A 25034-nucleotide genomic window follows, 5' to 3' on the forward strand; every position below is an offset into this window, starting at 1 on the left:
AGGTCGGCTTATCCGCAGGGGAGTAAAAGCTGCAGACTACCACTCTAGGAGCTCCGCAACGCCAAACCCATCGATGCCCATATTGTTACCATTATAAATACAAAATACTTTGCCGTGTGCAGAAACCAGGCGCGGGTAGCATAGGTGCATAGAATCGAACTCTCCGGGAGATAGAGTTAAGCCGAAATCCTCATCTCGACGTTCCCATTGTTTACCATCTTTAGAGAGTGCGACGCCTGGGAAGTAATCTTCTCCTGAGGTGGTACCTTTCGTATAAAACATATAGTAAGTGCCATTGTGCTTGTATACAGACGGCCTGCCAATACGGTACTCGTCTCCTTCTACGTCCACGCACAGCACGTCGGGTTGGTTAAAATGTACTCCGTCAGCTGATTCTGTATACCATATGTTGTAGTTAGGATACTGTTTACCCTTGATTTCTTCCCAAGAGTCACCTACCGCAAACCATGCCTTCCAAAGGCCATCTTCAAATAGTATCGTATGGATAGCACGGATTGTAGTACCACCCTGGGTCCGATCCATAACTGGGGCTTCAGTTACCCGTTGAAAAGTATTTCCCTCATCGGTGCTTTCCGCGAGCCCAGTAAAGGCCAAAAACTTAGCTCGCTTAACCAGTTGGAATCCGACATAGTACATTCTCAACACATCGCCATATCTTACGATGTCTCCAAGAATTACGCCATTGTCATCGAAACAGCCATCTCGACCACGATCCAATACCGGCTTGTCGGAAACGCCGAGCACTTTCGTTGGATCCTTAGCTGAAAGATCGATGTACCCGATGCGACTTATTCCCTCATTATCCCTGAACCCGGCATACACACGGATGACCTTGTCATTCAATAAGAATGGCGTTGGCGTCATCGCGAAGTCTTTCTTCCAATCATCGTTTCCTATAGGGGAGAAAACATGACCTAATTTATTCCATTTCATGACTTTACCTACAACTTTACGCTGAATGAGCTTTTCTTGGGCAGTTCTTTAGCAGGAGCGCCGTAGTAGATACGTTCAGGCTCTGTCAGATTTTTCGACACCAAAGCGCCTGAGGCTACAATGCAGTCGCGGGCGATTGTAATGCGATCATTGATTGTCGCGTTTACACCTAAAAAGCTACCGCTTCCTATTCTGCAGTAGCCGGAAACAACAACATGTGACGAAATGAAGCAGTTGGCTTCTATCACTGTCCGGTGCCCAATATGGTTGCCGCTCCATAGAACAACGTTGTTACCTATCTCCACGAAGGGTTGGACGGTATTGTTTTCAAAGATAAAACAGTTATCCCCTATCTTTGCATTGCGCCAGACGAATGCTCGTGAACTAATATAGGTAGCGCAGGTGTAGTTTCTGGATCTTGTCTCGTTGTATAGTCGCGTTCTTAGCCGATTAAGCTGTGAAGCGGGGATTGCTACAAACGCCTCAAAGGAGCTCGGCGGAAAACGTTGCTCTATGTCTTCAAAGGGCACGATCGGTAAATCATAGAGCTCGTTATCCACGATATATTCGCGCTCGACGGCAAAGCCAGAGACTTCATAATCCGAATCATGAGTGAAGTATTCGTATGCGATCATCGCCATTTCTCCTGCGCCGATGATCACCAATTTTTTATCTTTCTTCATTCCAACCTCCTTTTTCGATGTTTTGATTTTTGCATCATTCCAAAAAATGATACGCACGTTCATATGCTCGCATTTTCGCGATGGGCGCGCCTGAATCTCTCGAGGCGTGCGCTAAAGCAGGCTTGTTTATCTCCCTGCTGCTCGTCGAGCGATGGAGCCCCCTGTAGGCTGGCTGGCAGGCCCACGCTTTCGATCTCGCATGACCCGAATCGTTTCGCAGTTGCTAGTGTACTGATAGCTGTGACGAAAATCTCCATTGTACTCGTCCATGCCGGAGCAAGCGCAATTGCGTCCGTGCGGATCAGTCTTGAAGCTCGTGTCCCTTGGGGCTTCAAGTGGTTCTCACACTCTGTAACTCAGTCGTTTTTGACTCTCGTCGTAGATCGCCTAGGTTTGAAGAGCAGCTTAGGAAAGCTGCTTTTCTCACTGATTCCACGGAGTATCACCTATGCGTAAAGCGAGTTTTTCGTCTCTTGTTTTTGCTTTCCTTGCCAGTATTTCGCTAGTAGCCAGTGCGGTGCCCTTTAGCGAACCACAAGTGTCAGCTCCAACGACGGTTCAGAGCGCCCAGTCGGGAATTTCTAATAAGGTGGACCTCAACTCCGCAGATGCAGATACGTTTCGTAATGATCTGTTCGGTATTGGCGCTGCGAAGGCCAAGGCGATCGTTGCTTACCGCGAAAGCAATGGACCCTTTACATCGGTAGATGAGTTGTTGGAGGTTAAAGGTATCGGCAAGGCGCTCTTGGAAAAAAATCGCGCGCGGCTACAGATCAAATAATTACGTGCAAGCGATAAGGGAGGCCGGTCATTCACCGGCCTCTCCACCAAGTAGATGTTTTTTGGCGTCGACTCGCTAGCGTCGAGGCTGTTTAGTTTTTCTCTAGCATTCGAACAACCACGTCCTTCCGAATTGCACCCTTTTATAGCTGAACAATTCCTTGTCGCGGCACTATGCAGCAACCTAACAGGCGACGCTGGCTTAGGGGCTACAGTCTGTTTCCATAGCAGATCATAGGTAACCGTCCGGGCAACACAGCCTCCTGACACCGTCGCTTGAGGCGATGGTGTCCACCTAAATTAAATGGACACCATTTTTAGCCTTTTTAAGCGGACGCGTATGCCACTTGAACGCCGTTCCTATTCAAAGTCCTTCAAGGCCCAGATTATCGCCGAATGCGCGCAGCCTGACACCTCGATCGCTAATGTCGCGTTTACCCACAATCTCAACGCCAACCTCGTCCATAAATGGATACGCGTGCATGCGCAGAAAAGCCTGACACTTGAAACCGCCTTCATCCCGGTGCAAGACATCGCCGCCGGTGCCGATGCATCAGGCCCTTTCTGCCACGAGCCATCACGGTGCTCTAACTCGCCTGCCATGGCCTGCTTGCCAGCGCAATTGGCCCATCAGTCTAGCGCCGCCACTAGCCCTCTCTGGCGCTGCAACCGGCACCTGTCGAAGCCGTACTGACGCACGGCGTCGTTAACGCCGACGAGACGCCGGTACAAATGCTGACGCCTGGCGCGAAAAAACTCATCACGCTTACGTCTGGGCCTATGCCACCAGTCAGTTCTCCGACCTGGCGGCGGTCGTTTACGACTTCAGCCCGAGCCGCGCTGGCGAACGTGCCCGAGCCTTCTTGGGCAGTTGGAACGGTAATCTGGTCTGCGATGACTTTGCCGGCTACAAGGCAGGCTTTGAACTGTGCGTACGGAGATCGGCTGCATGGCCCATGCCCGCCGGAAGTTCTTCGACTTGCACGCGACCAACAAGAGCCAGGTCGCCGAAAAAGCGCTGCACTACATCGCGGCCTTGTACGAAGTTGAACGAGAAGTCCGAGAGTTGGAGCCGGGTGATTGGCAGCGAATACGGCAGGAAAAAGCAGCGCCAATCGCCGACGCACTTCATACCTGGATGATCGCCCAAAGACAGCTTGTGCCTGAGGGTTCGGCCATGCCAAGGCGCTGGATTACGGTCCCAAACGCTGGATAGCGCTGACGCGCTATCTCGATGACGGTGCTGTGCCCATCGATAATAACTGGTGCGAGAATCAAATCCGGCCGTGGGCTCTTGGGCGCTCGAACTGGCTGTTCGCGTGCTCGTTACGCAGCGGTAAACGTGCGGCGGTGATCATGAGTTTGATCCAGTCGGCGCGGCTCAACGGGCATGATCCGTATGCTTGCTTGAGGGATGTTCTTACACGCCTGCCGACGCAGCGTGCGAGTGAGATTACCGCGCTGTTGCCGCAGGTGGGCGCCCGTTTAATCATGCAAGGTGTGTTGGGCGAACGCTTACGATCATAGCTCTAGCATGCTTCGATGAACTCCGGGATGGCCTCCTGGCCTTCGAACGAATTAGTCTTGAACGTATTCGCAACGCTTGCGATGGATTGGCATGAATAATGATTGTCCTGCTGCCGAGGATTGTTCAACAATCCATGGAGGTAGGTCATGACACTTAATTTGTCTTTAGCTAACCAAATTGCCGTTGAAATACGCGCCGACATCATTGGCGGGCGGCTTCTACCAGGCATGCCTTTGATCGAAGCCGAACTGGTGAACGCCTACAACGCATCACGCAATACCATCCGCGAAGCGTTGCACCGTCTCGGCCAGGAAGGGCTGACTCGCTACGTGCGCAATAAAGGCGTAATGGTCCGGCGGTTGGAGCGGGAGGAGGTGCGTGATTTGTTTGTGGTCCGCCGCACCTTGGAGTTGCAGGCTATCGCTCAGAGTGGCGCTCTGACAGACGATCAATCCGAGCGTATGCAGAATGCAATCGACGCCACGACGCTGGCCCGTGAGCGTGAGGACTGGCGGGCGGTTGCTACCCACAGTCTGGTGTTTCATCAGCAAATTGTCGGGTTGATGCGCAGTCCGTTGTTCGATGAGTTTTTCGCGCAGGTTATCGCGCAGTTGCGCCTAGTGTTTTGTGCGGCGCCCGATGAGCAGCGTTTCCAGTTGCCTTGGCTGGAGCGTGATCGTGAGATCTACCAACTTCTGCTCGAAAATAATAAGCCTGCGGCGGGGGAGGCGATGAGCCTGTACCTGGACGATTCGGAACGCCTGTCGTTGGCCTTGTTTACTCACCCTTGATTGAGGACCTGCATCATGTTCAAAGACTATCCCGCCGCGTATCAGGTCAGTAAAGGTTCGGCATTGCAGGTCGACACGGCGTTCTATGAGCGCATTCGTGACCAAAAGGTGCAGCGCACTCTGATCGAACAATTCGAAGTACCGATCCGCACGGGCAGGGCATGGAAAGTACCGGCCGGGCACGTTTTCCGTGTGACCACGCCGATGGGGCCGCAGGTGGGGGACTTCAACGTGTGGAACGCCAACGACCCGCGCGAGCGGTTGTGGGCGGCGCGGACGCGTCAATTGCAGGGCGCACATGTGAGCACCCATGACCGGTTGTGGTCGAACTTGCCGTTTCTGCGGCCTTTGCTGACGATCACCGATGACAGCCTGGCGAGTTATGGCATCGATGAGCATGGTGGGCGTCTGCATGATTTGCTCGGCACGCGGTGTGATCCGTATGTGAACCGGATGCTGACCGGTGAGGACTTTCATCACCATTGCCATTCGAATCTGACCCGCGCCGTATTGCCCCACGGCCTGACGGAGTTCGATGTGCATGACGTACTGAATATTTTCCAGTGCACGGGCTTGAATCATGACGACATGTATTTCATGAAAGCCTGCCCGGCGAAGCAGGGCGATTACCTGGAGTTTTTTGCCGAGATTGATGTGTTGTGTGCGTTGTCGACCTGTCCCGGTGGGGATTTGTCGCTGCCGATGTGGGGGCCGGAGGCGCAGGATCCTTTGACGGTGTGTCGTCCGCTGGGGGTCGAGGTGTACAAGCTGGAAGAGGAATTGCTTAATGGCTGGAGCCAGCCGGAGCGTGCTGCCTATAAGGGGCAGCACGGGTTGCAGATCGCCAAGGCGAGTTGGGAGTAGCCCAAGGTTCAGCGATCCTGCGCGTCCTTGGCGTCCGCCTGGGCGTTGCGTTCGGCCACGCGCTTGCGTTGTTCGTCGGTGAGTTCGACTTTGTTGGCGCTGTCACGCAGCATCATCAGCCCTCCGACGATCGACCCGATCGCGACTACCATTATCAACCACGCATACCACGGCATAACGCTCTCCTTGAGGCAGATTGCCGTGGGAGAACTTTCCCACGGGAACGACTGCTTTGAGTGACGGGCTTTCTTACTAGTTCAGTGTAGGCCCGTTCTGCCTGGAATGGATCAGAGCCCGGTCAACATCGCATCCGCCGGCGCGTCGGCGCGGTCTTGCGCGGTCATTTGGAAGTAGGCGAAGCCGACGGCCATGAAGCCCAGGAAGATCAGCCCGATCAGTGTGTTGAACCAGGCCATGGCCACCAGGCACACCAGCGCCAGCACCAAGGCAATGCCGGGCACGATGGGGTAGCCGGGGGCGCGGAAGGTGCGTTCCAGCAGCGGCTCGGTTTTGCGCAGTTTGAACAGGCTGAGCATGCTCATGATGTACATCACGATGGCGCCGAATACCGCCATGGTGATCATGGCGGCGGTCAGGGTCATGCCGCCCAGGTTGATCAGGCCGTCGCTGTAGATGGCGGCGATACCCACGACGCCGCCGGCGAGGATGGCTCGGTGGGGCGTCTGGAACCGCGACAGTTTGGCGAGGAAGGACGGCAGGTAGCCGGCGCGGGCCAGGGCAAAGAATTGGCGCGAGTAGCCGAGGATGATGCCGTGGAAGCTCGCCACCAGACCGAACAGACCGATCCATACCAGCATGTGCAACCAGCCGGAGCTGTCGCCGACCACGGTTTTCATGGCCTGCGGCAACGGGTCGTTGATGTTCGACAGGGTTCGCCAGTCGCCCACGCCGCCGGCAAAGAACATCACGCCCATGGCCAGGACCACCAGGGTCAGAATGCCGCTGATGTAGGCTTTTGGAATGGTGCGCTTCGGATCTTTCGCTTCTTCGGCCGCCATGGCCGCGCCTTCGATGGCGAGGAAAAACCAGATGGCGAAGGGAATCGCGGCAAACATGCCGGCAATCGCCGGGGCGCCGAAGGTGTCGGAGCCGGCCCAGCCGTTCAGGGCGAAGTTACTGAAGCTGAAGGCGGGCGCGACGACGCCCATGAACACCAGCAACTCCGCGACGGCGAGCACGCACACCACCAGCTCAAAGGTCGCAGCGAGTTTGACGCCGAGGATATTCAGGCCCATGAACACGATGTACGCACCGACGGCGGCGTGCTTGGGGTCGAGCGCCGGAAACTGCACATTCAGGTAAGCGCCGATGGCCAGGGCGATGGCGGGGGGCGCAAAGACGAATTCGATCAGGGTCGCGAGGCCGGCGATCAAGCCGCCTTTCTCACCAAAGGCGCGACGGCTGTAGGCAAACGGCCCGCCCGCGTGGGGAATCGCGGTAGTCAGTTCGGTGAAGCTGAAGATGAAGCAGGTGTACATCGCGGCGACCATCAACGAGGTCACCAGGAACCCCAAGGTACCGGCCACGCCCCAGCCATAGCTCCAGCCGAAGTATTCGCCGGAAATGACCAGGCCGACGGCGATGCCCCATAAGTGCAGGGTGCCCAAGGTGGGTTTGAGTTGTGTGTTCATTGTGTTGCTCCCTGAACGGTTTGGAATGATTCAAGGTGTTGCAGCGGGCATGCCAGGCTGGGAATCGGTGTCGTAAAGCGGAGCAAGCGTCGTGTGGGGGATGGTTTGGCGTTTGAAATGCCACCTTGCTGCACCAGATGAGGGCGGTGGTGACTGAGCTGGCGCTTTCGCGAGCAAGCCCGCTCCCACATTCGACGCATTTATCCAGTAGGAATGCGGTCAAGTGTGGGAGCGGCTGTGCGACGATTCGACTTGCCCGCGATGACGCCCGCCCAGCCGCCAAAAATCCCCTGTAAACCCCGCATAAACCCACTCTTTACGCCGTCTTTACGCCCCGCCCACTCCCTCGCTCTCGTTCCTTTACGCCACTCCTGCGGACAATTGCCCCACACGCGGCACTCGCCGCTGAACGGAGAGACTTCCATGAGCGTTCTGGACGGGGTGTCACTGCTATTGGCCGTGGCGCTGTTCATTTATCTGCTGGTTGCGCTGTTACGCGCGGATCGGAACTAGGAGCTGGGCCATGCACAGTTATGACTATTGGCTGATCATCGCCTTCTTCGCGGTGGTGCTGGTGCCGGCGCCGTTCCTCGGGCGTTTCTACTATAAGGTGATGGAGGGTCAGCGAACCTGGCTCACCCCGGTGCTGGGCCCTGTGGAAAAAGCCTGTTATCGCCTGTCGGGCGTGAACGAGCAGCAAGAACAAAGCTGGCAGAAGTACATGCTGGCCTTGCTCGCGTTCAACCTCGCGGGCTTTTTGCTGTTGTTCGCGATCCTGTTGTTCCAGGACTATCTGCCACTGAACCCGCAGAAATTGCCGGGCCAGGAATGGACGCTGGCCTTCAACACGGCGGTCAGTTTCATGACCAACACCAACTGGCAGTCCTACAGCGGTGAGGCGTCCCTGAGCTACCTCAGCCAGATGGCCGGCCTGACCGTACAGAACTTCGTCAGTGCGGCCACTGGTCTTGCAGTGCTGGTTGCGTTATGTCGTGGGATCGGTCGCAAATCCGCCCAGACGTTGGGTAACTTCTGGGTCGACATGACCCGCGCCACCCTCTACGGCTTGCTGCCGTTGTGCCTGGTGCTCGCGCTGTTCCTGGTGTGGCAGGGCGTACCGCAGACCTTCGCCCATTATGTCGATGCCGTGACAATGCAAGGCGTGGATCAGGTGATTCCCCTGGGCCCGGCGGCCAGCCAGATTGCGATCAAGCAATTGGGCACCAACGGCGGTGGCTTCTTTGGTGTCAACTCGGCGCATCCGTTTGAAGACCCGACGGCCTGGGCCAATCTGTTTGAAGTGGCCTCGATCATCCTGATCCCGGTGGCGCTGGTGTTTACCTTCGGCCATTACGTCAAGGACCTGCGCCAGAGCCGCGCCATTCTTGGCTGCATGCTCGCGCTGTTCCTGATCGGCGGCGCGACCTCGTTGTGGTCCGAATACCAGCCCAACCCGACCCTGAACAACCCGGCCGTGGAGCAAACCGCGCCGCTGGAAGGCAAGGAAGCGCGCTTCGGCACCACCGGCACCGTGTTGTGGTCGGTGACGACGACGGCGGCGTCCAACGGTTCGGTCAACGGCATGCAGGACAGCCTCAGCCCCCTCAGCGGCATGGTAGCGCTGGTCAACATGATGGTCGGCGAAGTGATCTTCGGCGGCGTCGGCGCCGGCATGTACGGCATGTTGCTCAACGTGTTGATCGCGGTGTTCCTCGCCGGCCTGATGATCGGGCGTACCCCGGAATACCTGGGCAAGAAGCTGCAGGCCAAGGAAGTGCAACTGCTGGTGGTGACCCTGCTGGTGATGCCGGTTGGCGTGCTCGTGCTCGGTGCCATCGCCGCCAGCCTGCCTGGCCCGGCGGGTGCCATCAGTAACCCCGGCCCTCACGGTTTCAGCCAGTTGCTCTACGCCTACACCTCGGCCAGTGCCAACAATGGCTCGGCGTTCGGTGGTTTCAGCGCCAACACGCCGTTCCATAACCTGATGCTCGGCCTGGGCATGTTGGTCGGCCGCTTCGGCTACATCCTCCCGGTACTGGCCCTGGCCGGCAGCCTGGCGATGAAGAAGAGCGCACCCATCGGCCAGAACAGCTTTCCGACCCATGGTCCGCTGTTCGTGACCCTGTTGACCGTGACCATTTTGCTGGTGGGCGGCCTGACTTTCCTGCCGACGCTGGCGCTGGGCCCCATTGCTGAACATCTGAGCATGGCTGCCTCTAAATGAAGAGCAAAGGGGATATGACAATGAATATGCCTGCAAAAAATGCCGCTCCGGTGCAAACCCGGGAGCCTGCCAAAACCGCCATCTCCGCCCTGTGGCGCCCGGCGCTGGTCCAGGCGTTCGTCAAGCTGGACCCGCGCCAACTGCAGCGCTCGCCGGTGATGCTGGTGGTCGAGCTGACCGCCATTCTCACCACCGTGCTGTGCTTTGTGCCTGATACCGCCGTGCCGACCTCTGTCGCTGTGCAGATCGCCGTGTGGCTGTGGTTCACCGTGCTGTTCGCCAACTTCGCCGAAGCCTTGGCCGAAGGGCGTGGCAAGGCGCGCGCCGACAGCCTCAAGGCCGGCAGTGAAGGCCTGAGCGCACGTCGCAAGGAAGGCGACGGCAGCTTCAAGGTCGTGCCGGCCACCAGCCTGCGCAAAGGCGATGTGGTGCGCGTCGCCGCCGGGGAAATGATCCCCGGTGACGGCGAAGTCATCGAAGGGATCGCGGCGGTCAACGAAGCAGCCATCACCGGTGAGTCCGCGCCGGTCATCCGCGAATCCGGCGGCGATCGCTCGGCCGTCACCGGCAACACTCGCCTCGTGTCGGACTGGCTGCTGATCCGCATCACCGCCAACCCCGGTGAGTCCACGCTGGACCGCATGATCGCCCTGGTGGAAGGCGCCAAGCGCCAGAAAACCCCCAACGAAGTTGCGCTGGATATCCTGCTGATCGGCCTGACGCTGATCTTCCTGTTGGTGGTGGTGACCCTGCAACCGTTCGCCCACTTCGCCAATGGCAGCTTGCCCCTGGTATTTTTGGTCGCACTGCTGGTGACGCTGATTCCTACCACCATCGGCGGCTTGTTGTCGGCCATTGGCATCGCCGGCATGGACCGCCTGGTGCGCCTCAATGTGATCGCCAAGTCCGGCCGTGCCGTTGAGGCGGCGGGTGACGTGCATGTGTTGCTGCTGGACAAGACCGGCACCATCACCTTTGGTAACCGTCGCTGCACGGCAGTGGTCGCGGCGCCGGGCGTGAGTGGCAAGGAAGTGGCCGAAGGCGCGCTGTTTGCCTCCCTGGGGGATGACACGGCGGAAGGTAAATCCATCGTCGAGTACCTGCGCGCCTTGCACCCCCAGGCCGAGCCCGCCGCGGATGAGCTGACGGTCGTGCCGTTCAGCGCCGAGACCCGTTTGTCCGGTGTCGATTACCAGGGCCGCGTATTTCGCAAAGGCGCGGTGGATTCGTTGCTGGCGTTTATCGGCCAACAACGTAGCGACCTTTTACCTGCGCTGTCGCGGGAAATCGACAAGATCGCCCAGAGCGGCGGCACGCCGTTGCTGGTGTGTGCCGATGGCAAGTTGCTCGGTGCGATCCATCTGAAGGACGTGGTCAAGCCCGGCATCCGCGAGCGTTTCGCCGAGTTGCGCAAACTCGGCATTCGTACCGTGATGGTTACTGGCGACAACCCGCTGACCGCTGCGGCGATTGCTGCCGAAGCCGGTGTGGATGATGTGCTGGCCGAAGCCACGCCGGAGAAAAAACTCGCGCGCATTCGTCATGAACAAAATGACGGTCGCCTGGTGGCGATGTGCGGCGATGGCGCCAACGACGCCCCGGCGCTGGCCCAGGCTGACGTCGGCATGGCAATGAACGACGGCACCCAGGCTGCCCGCGAGGCCGCCAACATGGTCGACCTCGACAGCGACCCGACCAAGCTGCTGGACGTGGTGCAGATCGGCAAGGAACTGCTGGTGACGCGCGGCGCGTTGACCACCTTTTCCATCGCCAACGACGTGGCCAAGTACTTCGCCATCCTGCCGGCGCTGTTCGCCTCGATCTACCCGCAACTGGGCGTGCTCAACGTCATGCATTTGCAGAGCCCGCAGAGCGCGATCCTCTCGGCCATCGTCTTCAACGCGCTGATCATTGTGGTGCTGATCCCGCTGGCGCTGCGCGGTGTGCGCGTGCAGGCGGCGAGTGCGGCGGCCTTGCTGCGGCGCAACCTGTTGATCTACGGGCTGGGCGGGCTTGTGGTGCCGTTCGTGGGCATCAAGGCGATCGACATGCTGCTGACCGCGCTGCACCTGGTGTAACCCGATCGTTCCCTCGCTCCGCGTGGGAACGCCGCCCCGGACGCTTCGCGTCCCTGCGATCCGATCATTGAATTGAGGAATCCAAAATGTCCAACATCATCCGCCCGGCCGTGAGCCTGCTGGTGCTCATGACTCTGATCACCGGCGTCGCCTATCCACTGGTGGTGACCGGCGTCGCCCAAGTCGCCTTCCCGGACCAGGCCAACGGCAGCCTCGTACGCGATGACAGCGGCAAAGTGCGCGGCTCCAGCCTGATCGCCCAGGACTTTACCGGTGACGGCTGGTTCCACCCGCGCCCGTCGGCCGGCGCTTTTGCCACGGTTTCCAGCAGCGCCAGCAACCTGGGCCCCAGTAACCCGGCGCTGGCCACGCGCGTGTTCGATGACGCGCACAAACAGTTGGTGCCCAGCCAGGGCCCGGTGCCTCTGGCATCGCTGACTACCTCCGGCAGTGGTCTTGATCCACACTTGCCACCGCAGGCGATTGCCTATCAACTGGCGCGGGTGGCCGCGGCGCGGAATGTGCCGGTGTCGAGCTTGCAGCGGTTGCTTGATGAGCATATCGAAAGCCCGCTGGTGGGCCCGCCGGTAGTAAACGTACTGGCGCTGAACATGGCCCTGGAAAAACGCTGAACCCCTGTGGGAGCGGGCTTGCTCGCGAATGCGGAGCGTCAGTTACAGATAGATTGGCTGACACTCCGCTTTCGCGAGCAAGTCGAATCGTCGCACCGCCGCTCCCACATTGGATCTTGGGTGGGTTTGAATACCTGAACACTTAAAGGAACCCCACAGCATGAGTGACTCCGGCCGCGCCGATGCCCTGTTAGCCGATCTGCCCCGCAACGGCCGTGGCCGGCTCAAAGTCTTCCTCGGCGCCGCGCCGGGCGTAGGCAAGACCTACGCCATGCTCCAGGCCGCCCATGCGCAACTGCGCCAGGGCGTCAGGTTGGTCGCCGGCGTGGTCGAAACCCACGGCCGCGCCGAGACCGAAGCCTTGCTCAGCGGCCTGCCGCAGCAACCCCTGCTGCGCAGCGAATACCGTGGCGTGTTGCTCGAAGAAATGGACCTCGACGGCCTGCTCGCCGCCAAACCCCAGCTGGTGCTGGTCGACGAACTGGCGCACAGCAACGCTCCCGGCAGCCGCCATGAAAAGCGTTGGCAAGACATCCAGGAATTGCTCGCCGCCGGCATCAATGTGTTCACCACGGTCAACGTCCAGCACCTGGAAAGTCTCAATGACCAGGTGCGCGGCATCACCGGCGTACAGGTGCGCGAAACCCTGCCGGACTGGGTGCTGCAGGAAGCCGACGAACTGCTGCTGATCGACCTGCCGTCGCGCGAGTTGCTCGAGCGCCTGCGCGACGGCAAGGTCTATGTGCCGGAACAGGCCCGCGCGGCCATCGATGCATTTTTTACCCAGACCAACCTCATGGCCTTGCGCGAGCTGGCGATGCAAACCGCCGCCGCCCACGTCGATGACGACTTGGCCCAGGGCTACCGCCAACTCGGCCAGGCCGCGCCGGCGGTGCGCGGACGCTTGCTGGTCGGGGTGGACGGCGATGCGCAGGCCGAGCGCCTGGTGCGCCATGCCAGCCGCGTCGCCCAGCGCCGACATTTGCCGTGGAGCCTGGTGCATATCGATAACGGCCGCGCGCGGGATGAACAGTCGCGCTCGCGCCTGCAAACTGCCCAGCAATTGGCCGAACGCCTGGGCGGCGAGGTGGTGTTGCTGCGCGCGGGGGAGGTGGCCAAGACGCTGATCCAGCATGCGCACGAGCGTCGCGCCAGCCTGCTGCTGGTGGGGCAATCGAGCATGGGTTGGCGGCGTCAGCTGTTCGGTGGCGGCCTGGCCGCGCGGTTGCTGCGCAGTGCGCGCGGCCTGGAAATCAACGTCCTCGACAGCGATGACACTCCCGCAGCGCCACGCATGCCCCAGGTGCGCGGGCTGGTGTGGTTCGACTACGGGCTGGCGGTGCTGGCGACGGTGATCGCGGCGGCCGTGGCCTGGGCGGTGTCCAGCGTCTTGCCGCTGCCGAATATCTCGCTGGTGTTTCTGGCGGCGGTCTTGCTGGTGGCGGTGCGCAGCAGCCTCGGGCCGTCGCTGGTATGTGCGGCGTTGTCGTTCATGACCTATGACTTTCTGTTTATCCCGCCGAATTTTTCCTTCGCCATCCAGCGCGAAGAAGATGTACTGACCCTGCTGTTCTTCCTGCTGATGGCGGCGTTGACCGGCAACCTTGCCGCCCGCCAGCGTCGCCAGTTGCAGGCGTTGCGCGACACCCAGGAAGAAACCAGCGAACTGCTCGACCTGTCACGCAAACTCACCGCCGCCACCGACCGGCAGGCGGTCGTCAGCGCCGCGGCCCATCACCTGGAAGGCTGGAACGACCTGGACCTGTGCCTGGTCAATCGCGATGGCCAGGGTGGCTGGACGATCGAGACTGGCGGCCCGCTGACCCTCACCGACGCCGAGCGCGCCGCCGCCGATTGGGCCTGGCAACATGACCAGCCGGCGGGCAAGGGCACCGGCACCTTGCCGTTCGGGCGTTGGTGGTGGTGGCCGTTGTCGGGCGAAGAGGGGCCGCTGGGTTTGCTCGGTGTCAGCCCTAAACCTGGCCTGGAATTGAGCGGCCAGCGCCGTCGCTTGCTGACCGCCTTGAGCCAACCGCTGGCCCAGGCATTGGCGCGGGCGCAACTGGCCCAGGAGCTGGAGTCGGCGCGGCTGCACGGTGAAACCGAGCAACTGCGTAGCGCCTTGCTGGCCTCGGTGTCCCACGATTTGCGCACGCCGCTGACTTCCATGCGCGGCAGCATCGACAGCCTGCTGGCCCTTGGCGAAGCCATCCCGCTGGAAGATCGCCGCGAACTGCTTGAAGGCACCCGCGATGAGGCCGAGCGTCTGGACCGTTATATCCAGAACTTGCTCGACATGACCCGCCTCGGCCATGGCGCGCTGAAACTGGCACGGGATTGGGTGTCGCCTGGCGATATCGTCGGCAGCGCACTGGGCCGTCTGCGCGCTGTGCTGGCGCCGCTGCGGGTGAGCACCGACGTGCCGACCGAGTTGCCGTTGTTGTATGTGCATGCCGCGTTGATCGAGCAGGCGCTGGTCAATGTGCTGGAAAACGCCGCGCGGTTTTCGCCATCGCAAGGGCGTCTGCAGCTGAGCGCCGGCGTCTCGGATAACCAGTTGTTTTTCGCGGTAGCCGACGAGGGGCCGGGCATTCCCGAAGACGAGCGCGCGAAGATTTTCGATATGTTCTACACCGCTGCGCGGGGCGACCGGGGCGGGCAGGGCACCGGCCTGGGCCTGGCGATCTGCCAGGGCATGGTCGGTGCCCACGGTGGGCATATCCGCGTGGCCGACGGCATTGACGGGCGCGGCACCTGCATCACCTTGTTCCTGCCGTTGCCGACCCAGCCTGGCCTGGAGCGCGAAGTGTAGGAGCGAGGGGGGCGCCTAGCTCTTGCTCGCGAAGATCGTTAACGATAAAGATGGCATCCTGAATGTACGCGGTGCCCTTGCGTTTTTCGCGAGCAAGCTCGCTCCTACAAAGACTTTGATGAGACACCATGAGCCAGACCGCGACGATTTTGGTCATTGATGACGAACCGCAGATCCGCAAGTTCCTGCGTATCAGCCTGGCTTCCCAGGGCTACAAGGTGATCGAAGCCGGCACTGGCACCGAAGGCTTGGCCCACGCCGCGCTGAGCAAGCCGGACCTGCTGGTGCTCGACCTTGGCCTGCCGGACATGGATGGTCAGCAGGTGCTGCGCGAATTTCGCGAATGGTCGACGGTGCCGGTGCTGGTGCTGTCGGTACGGGCCAGCGAAGGGCAAAAGGTCGAGGCCCTCGACGGCGGTGCCAATGACTATGTGACCAAACCCTTCGGCATCCAGGAATTCCTGGCCCGGGTGCGCGCGTTGTTGCGTCAGGCGCCAATTGGGGAAGCCGAGGAAGCAGCCTTGCGTTTTGGCCCGCTGACGGTGGACCTGGCCTATCGTCGGGTACTGCTGGACGGTGCCGAAGTGGCGCTGACGCGCAAGGAGTACGCCGTGCTCGCGCAGCTCGCCAGGCATCCGGGGCGGGTGATTACCCAGCAACAATTGCTCAAGGACATCTGGGGGCCGACCCATACCGAGGACAGCCACTATCTGCGCATTGTGGTGGGGCATCTGCGGCAGAAACTGGCGGATGATCCGACGCAGCCGCGGTTTATCGTGACCGAGGCGGGGGTGGGGTATCGGTTGTTGAGTGCCTAGATTTTCGGCGCCTGGCCGGGCCTCATCGCAGGCAAGCCAGCTCCCACTTTTTCTGCTGTGTGAATACATTCAACTGTGGGAACTGGCTTGCCTGCGATAGGCATGGGTATCTACACAATTTTGTAGTGAGCGGGCTTGTCCCGCGCTGGGCTGCGAAGCGGCCCCAAACCAGGCGAATTGGGTTTGCCTGAAACCGCGCGGCGTCTTTATTGGGGCGGCTTCGCCACCCAACGCGGGACAAGCCCGCTCACTACAGGGAAATTCGCCAGCCTCTGAAAATTGTGTAGATACCGATGCTGCGATAGGGCCATCAGCCAAACCCAAAATCTCAGCCTTGCTCACTTTCATAGCGGTCCAACGTATCACTGGCAATCTCGCGCCCCAACGCGATCAACTCCGGCGCCTTGTAGAACTCGAAAAACCGGCACACCCGCTTCGGCACGTTGATCAGTACATCCGGCGGATAGCCGGCGATCTTGTACTGCGCCAGCGAGGTCTGCATCACCTCGAAGCTCTGGTTGATCAGGTCCAGCAGTGACGCCGGGCCGACGTTGTCGATGATGAACGACCCGGTCGCCGACTTCGGTGCGCCGGGTTTTTCCGGTGCGGCGGCGGGTTGTTGGGATTCCGGCTCGGCGGACTCCAGCCACGGGTTGATCTCCGCGGCCTGGGCCTCCAGTGCCTCTTGCTCCAGCTTCATCAGCTGTTCGGCCTGCTTGCGGCGAAACGGCAGGTGCGATCCCAGGGATTTGGCCAGGTTGTTGAAGCGACTCTTGAACGCCGGCGGGCGCTGGATCACTGGTAACTGGTAGTGTTTCTGGTTGGTGGCGTTGAGGTTGACTGCGATGATCAAATCGCAGTGGCTCGACACCACCGGCACGATGGGCAGCGGGTTGAGCAGGCCGCCGTCCACCAGCATGCGGTTGCCTTGCATCACGGGGGTGAACAGGCTGGGAATCGCCGCCGATGCGCGCATGGCCTGGTGCAGGCAGCCTTCCTGGAACCAGATTTCCTGCTGGTTGGTCAGGTCGGTGGCGACGGCGGTGTAGGGAATGCGCAGCGCTTCGATATTGATCTCGCCGACGATCTTGCGGATCTGGCCGAAGACCTTCTCGCCGCGAATCGCGCCCAGGCGGAAACTCACATCCACCAGGCGCAGTACATCGAGGTAGTCGAGGCTTTCGATCCAGTTGCGATATTCATCCAGCTTGCCAGCGGCGTATATCCCACCCACCACGGCGCCCATCGAACAGCCGGCGACACAGGCGATGTCATAGCCGCGCCGTTCTATTTCTTCGATCACCCCGATATGGGCGTAGCCCCGGGCCCCGCCGGAACCCAGCACCAAGGCAACACGCTTTTTCATGGTCGATTTACTCCCCAACAACAGGTGCCCACAATGCACCCATTGAGGGGGTGGCTTCAATCTTCGCGGGGTCCCACAATATTATTCCGGGGTAGCCGTGATGCTCGGGTATGCTTTGCGGTGCTTGGTCAACAGGTACTGTCAATTTCGGGCTCGGACAAGGCACTTTTCCCTGTAGGCAACGTCTACAACGTACGACTGTTTCTTCTTTATCTTGAGGTGTCATCAATGAAAGCCTGGATGTGTGTGCCTGTGATCATGTTGGCGCTGGCCGGTTGTGCCGGTAAAACCGCGTACCGCGACAGCTGCGGCAGCCAATTGGACGCCGCCTGGAAGGAACTGGACCTGGCCAAGGCCGAAGGGTTTGCTGGCACCGTGAGCTACTCCAAAGCACTGTCATTGTTGACCGGTGCCAAAACCCAGCAACAATTTGAAGCGTTTGAAGGCTGCTCCAACAAGGCCGAGAAAGCACGGTTCTATATTCGTGAGTCGCGCGCCGGGCGTTGACCTAGAGTGGTGAGCATGATTTTTCATCACAGAGTGGGGGCAGGATGTCAGCGTTGGTCGATCAGTTAGTCGTTCAGGTCATTGGCCTGGAAGTTGGGTTACTGAGCTGCCAGGCTCGCCTCGCCGCCGTCACCGACGATGAAGCCCTGCATGATCTGCGCACCACGGTGCGCCGGCTGCGCAGCTTGTTGCGCCCCTTGCGCGGGTTGCCGGGGGTGGAACAGCTTGAATCGTGCGCCAGCGCGGTCGGCCAATTGACGACGCCGCTACGTGACCGTGAGGTGCTGGCGGCGTATTTGCACCAGCATGGCCATCACGAGGCCGCTGACCGGCGCCTGCGCCTGCAACCCGATGCCTATCGCAAGGTGGCGCAAAGCCCGGAACTCGCGCATCTGCTGCTGATCCTCGATGCTTTCCCACGGTTCGTCCGCGCCTGCGAACACCAGAAGCTGCTCAAGGGCCTGCGCTCGCGCATCGAAAAGCGTTTGGCCAAGCAATGGCAGAAACTGGAAGAAGGCTTGAAAGACCCCAACCATGATCGCCATCGCCTACGGCTGTTGATCAAGCGCGTGCGCTACGCCGCCGAGGCCTACCCGGAATTGAGCAAGTTGCCCGCCAACGCCATGTCGCGCCTGAAAAAAGCCCAAGGTGCGCTGGGGGATTGGCATGACTGCTGGCAATGGTTGGCCCAGGCCGAGCATCAGGCGGATCTGCAACCGTGCGTTGCAGTGTGGCATCGCACCATGACCAAGGCGGAGCGTGAGGCGGATCGGGTTCTGGATAAACTCAGCAGCGACTGTTTCTGAGCGGGTCCGGCTTTTGGCCGGATAAACGCTGTACCTGGCGGGCCCGATGGTTAATATCCCCCATCTGTTCTTTTTGATGTGAGACCGCCATGCGCTTTAGTGACTTGCTCGACGCCGTCCGCAGCAACCCGCTGGATGTCACCATCCCCGCTGAATGGGGCCAGGGCCGCGCGACCTTTGGTGGCCTGGTTGCCGCCTTGCAATACGAAGCCCTGCGCGCCCAGGTGCCGGCCGATCGCCCACTGCGCTCGCTGGCAATCACCTTTGTCGGCCCGGTAGCGCCGGACGTTCCCGCCAGTTATCAAGTCGAAGTGCTGCGCGAAGGCAAGGCCGTCAGCCAGTTGCTCGGTCGGGTGGTACAGAACGGCGAAGTGGCGACCCTGGTACAAGCCAGTTTCGGCGCGTCGCGAGCGTCGGGAATCGCCGTTGAGAGTGAAGCACCGCCAGTGTTCAAGCACTGGGATGAGTGCAAGGAACTGCCCTACATCAAAGGCGTCACCCCCGAATTCATGCGCCACCTGGCAATGCGCTGGAGCGTCGGCGGCTTGCCGTTCACCGGGAATAAATCCCGCGAGATGGGCGGTTGGGTGCGCTTGCGCGGGGATGTCAAGGAAGAACCGCTGACCGAGGCGCACATCCTCGCCCTGGTCGATGCCTGGCCGCCGGCCTTGCTGCCGCACCTGAAAAAGCCCGCACCCGGCAGCACCCTGACCTGGACAATCGAATTCATCCAGCCCTTGCAAAATTTAACGACACTCGACTGGTGCCAGTACCACGTCACCATCGAACACGCCCGCGACGGCTACGGCCACGCCGCCGCCGCCCTCTGGAGCCCGACCGGCGAACTGATCGCCCTTAGCCGCCAGACCGTGGTGGTCTTCGCCTGACGTTAATGCCGGTGGCGTTGCTGTTCAACACAAAGCCGCCTGTGCTTCGACGCTATGACCCTGCCGCTGCAACGCCAGGCCAGCCAGGATACCGACAATGCCGACGGCAACGCTGGCGGGGCTCAGGCTGAATACCCCGGATACGATCAACAGAAACCCGATGATGAACAGCGGCACGGCAATCAGGCGCAAAGCCTGGTTGGTTGGGTGCTGGTGGTTCTGCGGGTGGGTACGCCATTGCCAGGCGGGGAGATTGGGGTGACGTTTGCCCATGATGGTGAATCCTCTGTCCGTTGAATTGGCTTGGGGCAGAGTTTAGGTGGGGTGGGGCGGAGGGGGCGAATTGGGGTTGGCTATGGGGGTCATAGAGCGCAAGTTGTGGCCAGCCGTGTTTATGCCCAAGTCACGCAGTCATGGTCATCCATGTGTACCAGAAAGGTGAGTTCGCTATGTACCACCCAGAATGGGTATCCAATCGTTTCATGTGCGGATTATTTGAAGTAGTAGTCGTCCGGGCCGTTAATGTAAACGCTAGGGTCTTTAAGTGAAATGAATTTTGCATTGAACTTTATGGATGCGTTGTCGCTGATAGCTTCAAATGTGAAATATTCACTGTCTTTGTTGATCTTTACGGTAAACACTTCATGTGCCGGAATATTTGAAATCTTCAGGTTTTTGATCTCATCGAAAGTCAGGCCTACTCGACACATGTTATATCCTTTATTTTTCCATTTTTCTGGTAAATTATCTGGGAACTCAGGTATATCGAAACCCATGCCAATACAAGGTTGGTCATTTTCTATCCTTATAGAGAAAAGAGCTATTTTTCCAATTTCAACAGGAGAGCTAAAAAGTTTTTTAAAAAATATACTTCCATCTAAATCATTCCAATACTTCATGTTTACTTCCTGAATGGATAATGTTTTTTTGCTCCTTCAATATAGCCTTTTCGAGGCTTATCGATTGGTCGCAAGTTGAAGTGCGGAGGGTGATCCCCGATGCCATCTGCCCTACCGAATTTATGACCAGCCGAGTGGTCTTGAATAAGGATTTTTGTACCGTTTGATCTTGTAAATTGATAAACCCTTGTGTCGATGGGCATACCGTTGTCATCCAGAACTCTTTTTTCATTTTTGTCCGTCATTTTTTCAATAGCGTATTGTTTAGTCTTTCCTGTGTCTGGGTCTACTATCCTGTCTGGGCTCTGGGCCATTGGTATACCGGCATCTCTTTTCGCTTCTCTGAAAGCTCCTTTGCGTGAAACATCGGGTGCTTCTGGCTCACTCCATGTTTTACAGGCTGATGGGTATTTTCCTTTCGGCGGGCAGTTGGCGCTCAGCCCTAGCGGATCCACCCACCCAGTAGGATTTGGTACGTACTGGTAGGCATTGATCCCACCCGCCAGCTTCACCGGGTCCGGTGTCATGTAACGACCAATATCCGGATTGTAGTAGCGATGGCGGTTGTAGTGCAGGCCGCTTTCCGGATCGAAGTACTGCCCTTGGAAGCGCAATGGATTGTCGATTTTGTTTACGTCGAGGCGGGTGATTTCGCCATAGGCACGGTAATGCGCGGACCAGACGATTTCGCCGTCCGGTGCGGTGAGTTCCTGTGGCGTGCCCAAGTGGTCGAGTTGGTAGTGGTAGGGCTTGGTTTCTTTTGGGCCGAAGCCTTCCAGCAGGGCCAGCGGGCGGAAGCTGTCCGGTTCGTAGAGATAGCTGCGATGCCGGCCCGCGTGGTGTTCGGCGATGAGTTTGTCGCCTTGCCAGAAGAACTCGGTGGTGATGTCGTCGACGGTTTTGCTGATGCGACGGCCGAACGGGTCGTAGCGGTAGCTGGCGGTTTTTCCGTTGGGGTGGGTGATGCCGATCAGTCTGTGCTGGCAGTCGTAGCGGTATTCGGTGACGAGTTGATTGCCTTTGCCGCGTCGTTCGCGGATGAGGTTGCCGAAGGCGTCGTAGTCGTAGTGGCGGTCGCCCTGGATCATCAGGCGGTTGCCGGCGACGATGTCGGGGCCGGGGCGGTCTTGCATGAGCAGGTTGCCGGCTCGGTCGTGGGCGAAACGTTCCAGCTCGCCTTGGCCGTGGTCGGCGCGGGTGAGGCGGTTCAGAGGGTCGTAATGGTAGCGTTGTTCGCCTTTGCGGCTGTCGCGCAGGCGGGTGAGGTTGCCGTGTTTGTCGTAGTCGTATTGGCGTTGGCAAACCGCACCGTCGATGTCGCACAGACCGTGATTGAACAAGCGTCCCTGGTCGTCATATTGGTAGCTGCTGAACAGCCTGCCTTGGCCTCTGTTGCGTTCTCGACCGGCATCGAATTGGTGCTCGGTGAGTGTTTGGCCATTTAGCGCTACCTTCTTGAGCTGGCCGCCTTTGCTGTAGTTGAACGCCAGACGGTTGTTGTCCGGCAGGCGCAGGTTCTTTAATTGGCCGCAGGCGTCGTAGCCATAGCGCAGGGTGCCCCAGCCTTGGTGTTCGGCGGTGAGGCGGTTTTGCACGTCGTATTCGTAGGCCTGCGCCCAGTGGCCGTCGTCGACGCTGAGGAGATTGCCTTGGCGGTCGTAGGCATAGTCGATGATGTTGCCGTCGGGCAGGGTTTTTCTGACGAGGCGACCGGCATGGTCGCGTTCGTAGCGGGTGATTAGCTGACTGCCGTCGTCGCCGTGTTCGGTCTTTTCCTGCAGGTTGCCGTTGAGGTCGTAGACGTAGGTGGTGCGCTTTCCGTCAAACCCGATTTCCTGTTGGATCAGGCCATTGGCGTGGTAATCGAGTCGGTAGGTCTCGCCAGCTTCGTTTTCGATCTCGGTCAGCAACAGCCGGGCGTTGTTGTAACGGTATTTAACCTGGGTGCCGTCGGCATTGATGCGGCGGCTGATCAGGTGCAGGCCGTCGGCATATTCGTATCGGGTGACGTGGCCCAGTTCATCGCGTTCGGAGGTGATTTTTCCGTAGGGGTTGTAGCCGTATTTGCGCGTTGCACCGCCCGGCAGCGCCACCCGAATCAACCTTCCCACGCTGTCCCATTGATAGCGGGTCAAGGCGCCATATTTTTCCTCAGACGCAACTTGCCGGCCCAGGTCGTCATAGCGATAACGCGTGATGTCGCCATTGGGCAACTGCTCTTGAAGCAACTGGCCGCGCGCATTCCATACCAAGCGATGACAGCTGTGATCAGGGTACCAAACGCCAATCAGTTGGCCGTGTTTGTTGTAGGTATAGTAGGTGCAATTGCCGTCAGGATCAGTCCTGCGCGTAACGTCGCCCTGATCATTGCGCTTGTATTTCCAGACCGCTTCACCACGGCGCACAACACGAACGAAACCGTTGTCATGTTCGTAGGAAGTCGGTTCGTCGTCCCCTGGAAACAACGCCACCAAGCGTCCGACTTCGTCGTACTGATACGCCGTGATTGCCCCGAGCGGATCCTGCTCAACCGTCAGCCGGCCTTTGTCGTCGTAGGATTTGAAGTGCTGGGCACCGTCCGGATCGATGCGTTGCACCAGCCGTGCACGATCATCGTGGACATACACTTCTTGGCTGCCATCAGCGTTGTGAACGACAACGCTGCCGTCATCACTCCAGGCATACTGCGTGTCCATCTGCGAAAAACTCGCCCAATGCCGGACACACCGCGCCGCCTTGCCAGTCCTTTCCCACTCCCAATAGAAACTCGCCCCACCGGCCAACCCACGCTCAAGAATGACGTGCTGCTCGTCGTACCGATAAACCTCACTTTCGCCGACAGCATTGGTCGCCGAAACCAACCGTCCAAGGTCGTCATAGGCGTAGGAAACAATGGTCTTTTTCGTCACCCAGACAAACGGACCGTCGTCCACCGCCCTCTCAATCTGGTAATCCACCGCCACGATGCGGCCCGACGCGTAGCGCAAAAACAGCGAACGCCCGACGCCGTTATCCAGCCGCTCAATGCGCCCCAGAAAATCTCGGGAAATACGCAGCCGGTTGTCATACGCATCGCTGATCGCTATCAGCACACCGTCGCGAAAGTGGTAGAAGCGCGATGCCTGGGCCAGCACCAACTCATCCGGCAACGACCCTAGATAAATCGCAGCTTCCGCCAGGCTATTGGTAATGGCTGGTCGAGACACCGTGGGCAAGGGCAGGGTGGTCGACCGATTTTCATGGTCGATCCAGACCACTGAATCCCCCTCAACCACCAGCCGATGCGCCAGTGAGTGACTCCAACCAAACCCCAACCCGCCATCCACTTCCACGGCACTGGTGCGGTACAACCGTGTCCATTCAAACGGCAAAACCCCGTCCAGCACCCCATCGGTCAGCGTCAGCAATTCCTCGCCAGTGACCATCGACACCGGGCAACCGTTGGTCGCGGTCTTGTCCGAAGCCGCCGCCGCATCCCCCGCCGGATTCTTCGCCACCGCAGGCACGTCATCGACATGTTCCTGCCGCACCAACGCCGTCCGCTGGGACTTGTTGCGCACCACCGGCACCGGATTCGAAACCAACTGATCCCCAGCCTTCAATGGCGCAACCGGCACGGCCTTGATCGGCGTCGCCGCGCTCCCCAGCAACAACGGTTTGGCGGCTTCGACATGCGGCTCCAACCCAGGCCCCACAAGCTGATCCGCCATCCTTTGCAACCACGTGCGCACCCACCCGGACTTGATAGGCCCCAGCGTCTGGACCCCCAGCCGAACCTGCACCCCCATGCCCCGCGTCGCCCAGGCCAGGAACAGATTGATCAGCACCTCGCCGGTGATCTCGCCGAGCAGCTCGTACATCTGCGGCGGCGGCAGCAGGCGTATCCAGGCCACCATGGCTGACAGGTAGATGAACAACAGCGGCTCATCGCTGAGCACCAGCAGGCCTTTGGCAACGGCGTCCTTGCCCAGCTTCAGCAGCGCATCGAGTTCGGCCTGGGAGAGGTATTGCAGCAGCTTCTGGCTGTTCGCCTTGAGGTCCGCCAGCAGTCCATACAACTGCGTGAGATCGTCCCAAAGGTTGTAGAGTGCCTTGCCGATCCCGGTCGAGAACGCCAACCCTTGCATGGCGCTGCGCTCGAAAGGCGTGGCGTTGGCAAACTCATCCCATTGCGGCTTGAAGGTCTTCTTCCATTCCTCGCGCAGGCGCTCGTCCAGCCCCGCGATCAGCGACTGATAAGACGCATACAGCGCCTTGACGTGATCCTTGGAAACGTTGGGGTAAAAGGTGATCTGGTATGGCTGATCGCGGGTGCAATCGTCGATTTGAAGAATGCCGTTGGGGCCGATCGTTCGATGGAGCGGCGCGCCCGTTGAACTGCCATCCGCAGCAATCGCCTGCAGCATCACCGGCGTGTTGCCGATGGGCACGAACCGGGTGCTTTCGAACATGTGCACCAGCGTCAGCGAGCCCTGGGCCTTGCACACGGCAACGGTGCGACTGGGTTCTTTAGACGACGCGGGAGCGACAAGGGAGACCTCGTCACCGACCTTGAACACCTGCTCCACTTCCAGCGCCGAACCCGTCCAGAAGCTCTCGGCCCATGCGTCAAAAGTGTTCAGGCACTCGCGAAAGTCACGAAAAACGCTGCCGACGTCCGGCTTCTTGGCGTCCATGGGGGACAGCACGAACTTGCCGATAACCGGAATCAAGAGGCAGCCCCGTCGGATGGGGCATTGATAGAGAAGTGCAT

Annotated in this window: 20 protein-coding genes and 2 pseudogenes; 14 read left to right on the forward strand and 8 right to left on the reverse strand. The window is 59.5% G+C overall.

All coding sequences use genetic code 11. The features are described from left to right. Positions 1 to 36 precede the first annotated feature (36 nt). Together ACLH0H_RS20850 and ACLH0H_RS20855 are read right to left on the reverse strand one after the other, a co-directional pair. Entirely contained in the window at positions 37 to 954 is a 918-nt protein-coding gene (locus ACLH0H_RS20850) for a hypothetical protein (RefSeq protein ID WP_411379452.1), read from the reverse strand. 8 nt (positions 955 to 962) lie between these two features. Continuing rightward, positions 963 to 1637, reverse strand: a complete 675-nt coding sequence (locus ACLH0H_RS20855) for an acetyltransferase (RefSeq protein ID WP_411379453.1) — start codon at positions 1635 to 1637, stop codon at positions 963 to 965. Positions 1638 to 2085: 448 nt separating this feature from the next. On the opposite strand from ACLH0H_RS20855, the gene ACLH0H_RS20860 reads away from it, so the two are divergent. The 5 genes and pseudogenes from ACLH0H_RS20860 (at position 2086) to ACLH0H_RS20880 (ending at position 5600) form a co-directional block, all read left to right on the forward strand. Further along, the gene (locus tag ACLH0H_RS20860) at positions 2086 to 2418 is read left to right on the forward strand and encodes a ComEA family DNA-binding protein (RefSeq protein WP_411379454.1); all 333 of its coding nucleotides are present in this window, start codon (positions 2086 to 2088) and stop codon (positions 2416 to 2418) included. 303 nt (positions 2419 to 2721) lie between these two features. Beyond that, on the forward strand, positions 2722 to 3111 hold the full coding sequence (locus tag ACLH0H_RS20865; protein ID WP_411379455.1) for a transposase: 390 nt from the start codon (positions 2722 to 2724) through the stop codon (positions 3109 to 3111). Continuing rightward, positions 3099 to 3906, forward strand: a pseudogene (gene tnpC, locus ACLH0H_RS20870) (IS66 family transposase); the annotation flags it as partial. The gene ACLH0H_RS20865 and the pseudogene tnpC, both read left to right, overlap by 13 nt. 185 nt (positions 3907 to 4091) lie before the next feature. After that, the gene (locus ACLH0H_RS20875) at positions 4092 to 4736 is read left to right on the forward strand and encodes a GntR family transcriptional regulator (protein WP_411379456.1); all 645 of its coding nucleotides are present in this window, start codon (positions 4092 to 4094) and stop codon (positions 4734 to 4736) included. A 15-nt stretch (positions 4737 to 4751) separates the two neighbouring features. Then, positions 4752 to 5600, forward strand: a complete 849-nt coding sequence (locus ACLH0H_RS20880; protein WP_411379457.1) for an urea carboxylase-associated family protein — start codon at positions 4752 to 4754, stop codon at positions 5598 to 5600. A gap of 8 nt (positions 5601 to 5608) precedes the next feature. Here the strand turns inward: ACLH0H_RS20880 and ACLH0H_RS20885 are convergent, their stop codons facing one another. Continuing rightward, positions 5609 to 5776 carry a DUF2897 family protein gene (locus tag ACLH0H_RS20885; RefSeq protein WP_003172675.1) on the reverse strand — a complete coding sequence of 56 codons (168 nt, stop codon included), beginning with the start codon at positions 5774 to 5776 and terminating at the stop codon, positions 5609 to 5611. A 111-nt stretch (positions 5777 to 5887) separates the two neighbouring features. Then, positions 5888 to 7252, reverse strand: coding sequence for an ethanolamine permease (eat, locus tag ACLH0H_RS20890; RefSeq protein ID WP_076950382.1), 1365 nt, complete (start codon positions 7250 to 7252; stop codon positions 5888 to 5890). A 423-nt stretch (positions 7253 to 7675) separates the two neighbouring features. On the opposite strand from eat, the gene kdpF reads away from it, so the two are divergent. The 6 genes from kdpF (at position 7676) to ACLH0H_RS20920 (ending at position 15816) form a co-directional block, all read left to right on the forward strand. Further along, positions 7676 to 7765: a K(+)-transporting ATPase subunit F gene (kdpF, locus tag ACLH0H_RS20895; protein ID WP_003218754.1), complete on the forward strand. Its 90-nt coding sequence runs from the start codon at positions 7676 to 7678 to the stop codon at positions 7763 to 7765. Positions 7766 to 7775: 10 nt separating this feature from the next. Continuing rightward, positions 7776 to 9476 carry a potassium-transporting ATPase subunit KdpA gene (kdpA, locus tag ACLH0H_RS20900; protein WP_411379458.1) on the forward strand — a complete coding sequence of 567 codons (1701 nt, stop codon included), beginning with the start codon at positions 7776 to 7778 and terminating at the stop codon, positions 9474 to 9476. A 20-nt stretch (positions 9477 to 9496) separates the two neighbouring features. Then, on the forward strand, positions 9497 to 11554 hold the full coding sequence (kdpB, locus tag ACLH0H_RS20905; RefSeq protein ID WP_411379459.1) for a potassium-transporting ATPase subunit KdpB: 2058 nt from the start codon (positions 9497 to 9499) through the stop codon (positions 11552 to 11554). 86 nt (positions 11555 to 11640) lie between these two features. Next, a complete protein-coding gene (kdpC, locus tag ACLH0H_RS20910; protein ID WP_411379460.1) occupies positions 11641 to 12186 on the forward strand; it encodes a potassium-transporting ATPase subunit KdpC in 546 nt (181 codons plus the stop codon). A 160-nt stretch (positions 12187 to 12346) separates the two neighbouring features. After that, positions 12347 to 14998, forward strand: a complete 2652-nt coding sequence (locus ACLH0H_RS20915; protein ID WP_411379461.1) for a DUF4118 domain-containing protein — start codon at positions 12347 to 12349, stop codon at positions 14996 to 14998. 128 nt (positions 14999 to 15126) lie between these two features. Beyond that, a complete protein-coding gene (locus tag ACLH0H_RS20920; RefSeq protein ID WP_411379462.1) occupies positions 15127 to 15816 on the forward strand; it encodes a response regulator in 690 nt (229 codons plus the stop codon). Between the two features lie 328 nt (positions 15817 to 16144). On the opposite strand, the gene ACLH0H_RS20925 is transcribed toward ACLH0H_RS20920, so the two are convergent. Next, a complete protein-coding gene (locus ACLH0H_RS20925) occupies positions 16145 to 17182 on the reverse strand; it encodes a patatin-like phospholipase family protein (RefSeq protein WP_411379463.1) in 1038 nt (345 codons plus the stop codon). A 228-nt stretch (positions 17183 to 17410) separates the two neighbouring features. Here ACLH0H_RS20925 and ACLH0H_RS20930 point away from each other — a divergent pair, with 228 nt between their 5' ends. The 3 genes from ACLH0H_RS20930 to ACLH0H_RS20940 all read left to right on the forward strand — a co-directional run bounded on the left by ACLH0H_RS20930 (position 17411) and on the right by ACLH0H_RS20940 (position 19382). Then, on the forward strand, positions 17411 to 17689 hold the full coding sequence (locus tag ACLH0H_RS20930) for a hypothetical protein (RefSeq protein WP_003172685.1): 279 nt from the start codon (positions 17411 to 17413) through the stop codon (positions 17687 to 17689). Between the two features lie 44 nt (positions 17690 to 17733). After that, positions 17734 to 18495, forward strand: a complete 762-nt coding sequence (locus tag ACLH0H_RS20935; RefSeq protein ID WP_411379464.1) for a CHAD domain-containing protein — start codon at positions 17734 to 17736, stop codon at positions 18493 to 18495. An 89-nt stretch (positions 18496 to 18584) separates the two neighbouring features. Further along, positions 18585 to 19382: an acyl-CoA thioesterase gene (locus tag ACLH0H_RS20940; RefSeq protein ID WP_411379465.1), complete on the forward strand. Its 798-nt coding sequence runs from the start codon at positions 18585 to 18587 to the stop codon at positions 19380 to 19382. 33 nt (positions 19383 to 19415) lie between these two features. On the opposite strand, the pseudogene ACLH0H_RS20945 reads toward ACLH0H_RS20940, so the two are convergent. From ACLH0H_RS20945 to ACLH0H_RS20955, 3 genes and pseudogenes are all read right to left on the reverse strand, one after another. After that, positions 19416 to 19655, reverse strand: a pseudogene (locus tag ACLH0H_RS20945) (terminase); the annotation flags it as partial. 218 nt (positions 19656 to 19873) lie between these two features. Next, a complete protein-coding gene (locus tag ACLH0H_RS20950; protein ID WP_411379466.1) occupies positions 19874 to 20281 on the reverse strand; it encodes an Imm50 family immunity protein in 408 nt (135 codons plus the stop codon). Positions 20282 to 20283: 2 nt separating this feature from the next. Beyond that, positions 20284 to 24993, reverse strand: a complete 4710-nt coding sequence (locus ACLH0H_RS20955) for an RHS repeat-associated core domain-containing protein (protein ID WP_411379467.1) — start codon at positions 24991 to 24993, stop codon at positions 20284 to 20286. Positions 24994 to 25034 lie beyond the last annotated feature (41 nt).

The sequence above is a fragment of the Pseudomonas sp. MPB26 genome, assembly GCF_046605355.1.
In the GTDB taxonomy this organism is placed as follows: Bacteria; Pseudomonadota; Gammaproteobacteria; order Pseudomonadales; family Pseudomonadaceae; genus Aquipseudomonas; species Aquipseudomonas cedrina.

Coding starts and splice junctions, on each gene's coding strand:
- ACLH0H_RS20850 (WP_411379452.1), bottom strand. CDS start 954: ATGAAATGGAATAAATTAGGTCATGTTTTCTCCCCTATAGGAAACGAT.
- ACLH0H_RS20855 (WP_411379453.1), bottom strand. CDS start 1,637: ATGAAGAAAGATAAAAAATTGGTGATCATCGGCGCAGGAGAAATGGCG.
- ACLH0H_RS20860 (WP_411379454.1), top strand. CDS start 2,086: ATGCGTAAAGCGAGTTTTTCGTCTCTTGTTTTTGCTTTCCTTGCCAGT.
- ACLH0H_RS20865 (WP_411379455.1), top strand. CDS start 2,722: ATGGACACCATTTTTAGCCTTTTTAAGCGGACGCGTATGCCACTTGAA.
- ACLH0H_RS20875 (WP_411379456.1), top strand. CDS start 4,092: ATGACACTTAATTTGTCTTTAGCTAACCAAATTGCCGTTGAAATACGC.
- ACLH0H_RS20880 (WP_411379457.1), top strand. CDS start 4,752: ATGTTCAAAGACTATCCCGCCGCGTATCAGGTCAGTAAAGGTTCGGCA.
- ACLH0H_RS20885 (WP_003172675.1), bottom strand. CDS start 5,776: ATGCCGTGGTATGCGTGGTTGATAATGGTAGTCGCGATCGGGTCGATC.
- eat (WP_076950382.1), bottom strand. CDS start 7,252: ATGAACACACAACTCAAACCCACCTTGGGCACCCTGCACTTATGGGGC.
- kdpF (WP_003218754.1), top strand. CDS start 7,676: ATGAGCGTTCTGGACGGGGTGTCACTGCTATTGGCCGTGGCGCTGTTC.
- kdpA (WP_411379458.1), top strand. CDS start 7,776: ATGCACAGTTATGACTATTGGCTGATCATCGCCTTCTTCGCGGTGGTG.
- kdpB (WP_411379459.1), top strand. CDS start 9,497: ATGAATATGCCTGCAAAAAATGCCGCTCCGGTGCAAACCCGGGAGCCT.
- kdpC (WP_411379460.1), top strand. CDS start 11,641: ATGTCCAACATCATCCGCCCGGCCGTGAGCCTGCTGGTGCTCATGACT.
- ACLH0H_RS20915 (WP_411379461.1), top strand. CDS start 12,347: ATGAGTGACTCCGGCCGCGCCGATGCCCTGTTAGCCGATCTGCCCCGC.
- ACLH0H_RS20920 (WP_411379462.1), top strand. CDS start 15,127: ATGAGCCAGACCGCGACGATTTTGGTCATTGATGACGAACCGCAGATC.
- ACLH0H_RS20925 (WP_411379463.1), bottom strand. CDS start 17,182: ATGAAAAAGCGTGTTGCCTTGGTGCTGGGTTCCGGCGGGGCCCGGGGC.
- ACLH0H_RS20930 (WP_003172685.1), top strand. CDS start 17,411: ATGAAAGCCTGGATGTGTGTGCCTGTGATCATGTTGGCGCTGGCCGGT.
- ACLH0H_RS20935 (WP_411379464.1), top strand. CDS start 17,734: ATGTCAGCGTTGGTCGATCAGTTAGTCGTTCAGGTCATTGGCCTGGAA.
- ACLH0H_RS20940 (WP_411379465.1), top strand. CDS start 18,585: ATGCGCTTTAGTGACTTGCTCGACGCCGTCCGCAGCAACCCGCTGGAT.
- ACLH0H_RS20950 (WP_411379466.1), bottom strand. CDS start 20,281: ATGAAGTATTGGAATGATTTAGATGGAAGTATATTTTTTAAAAAACTT.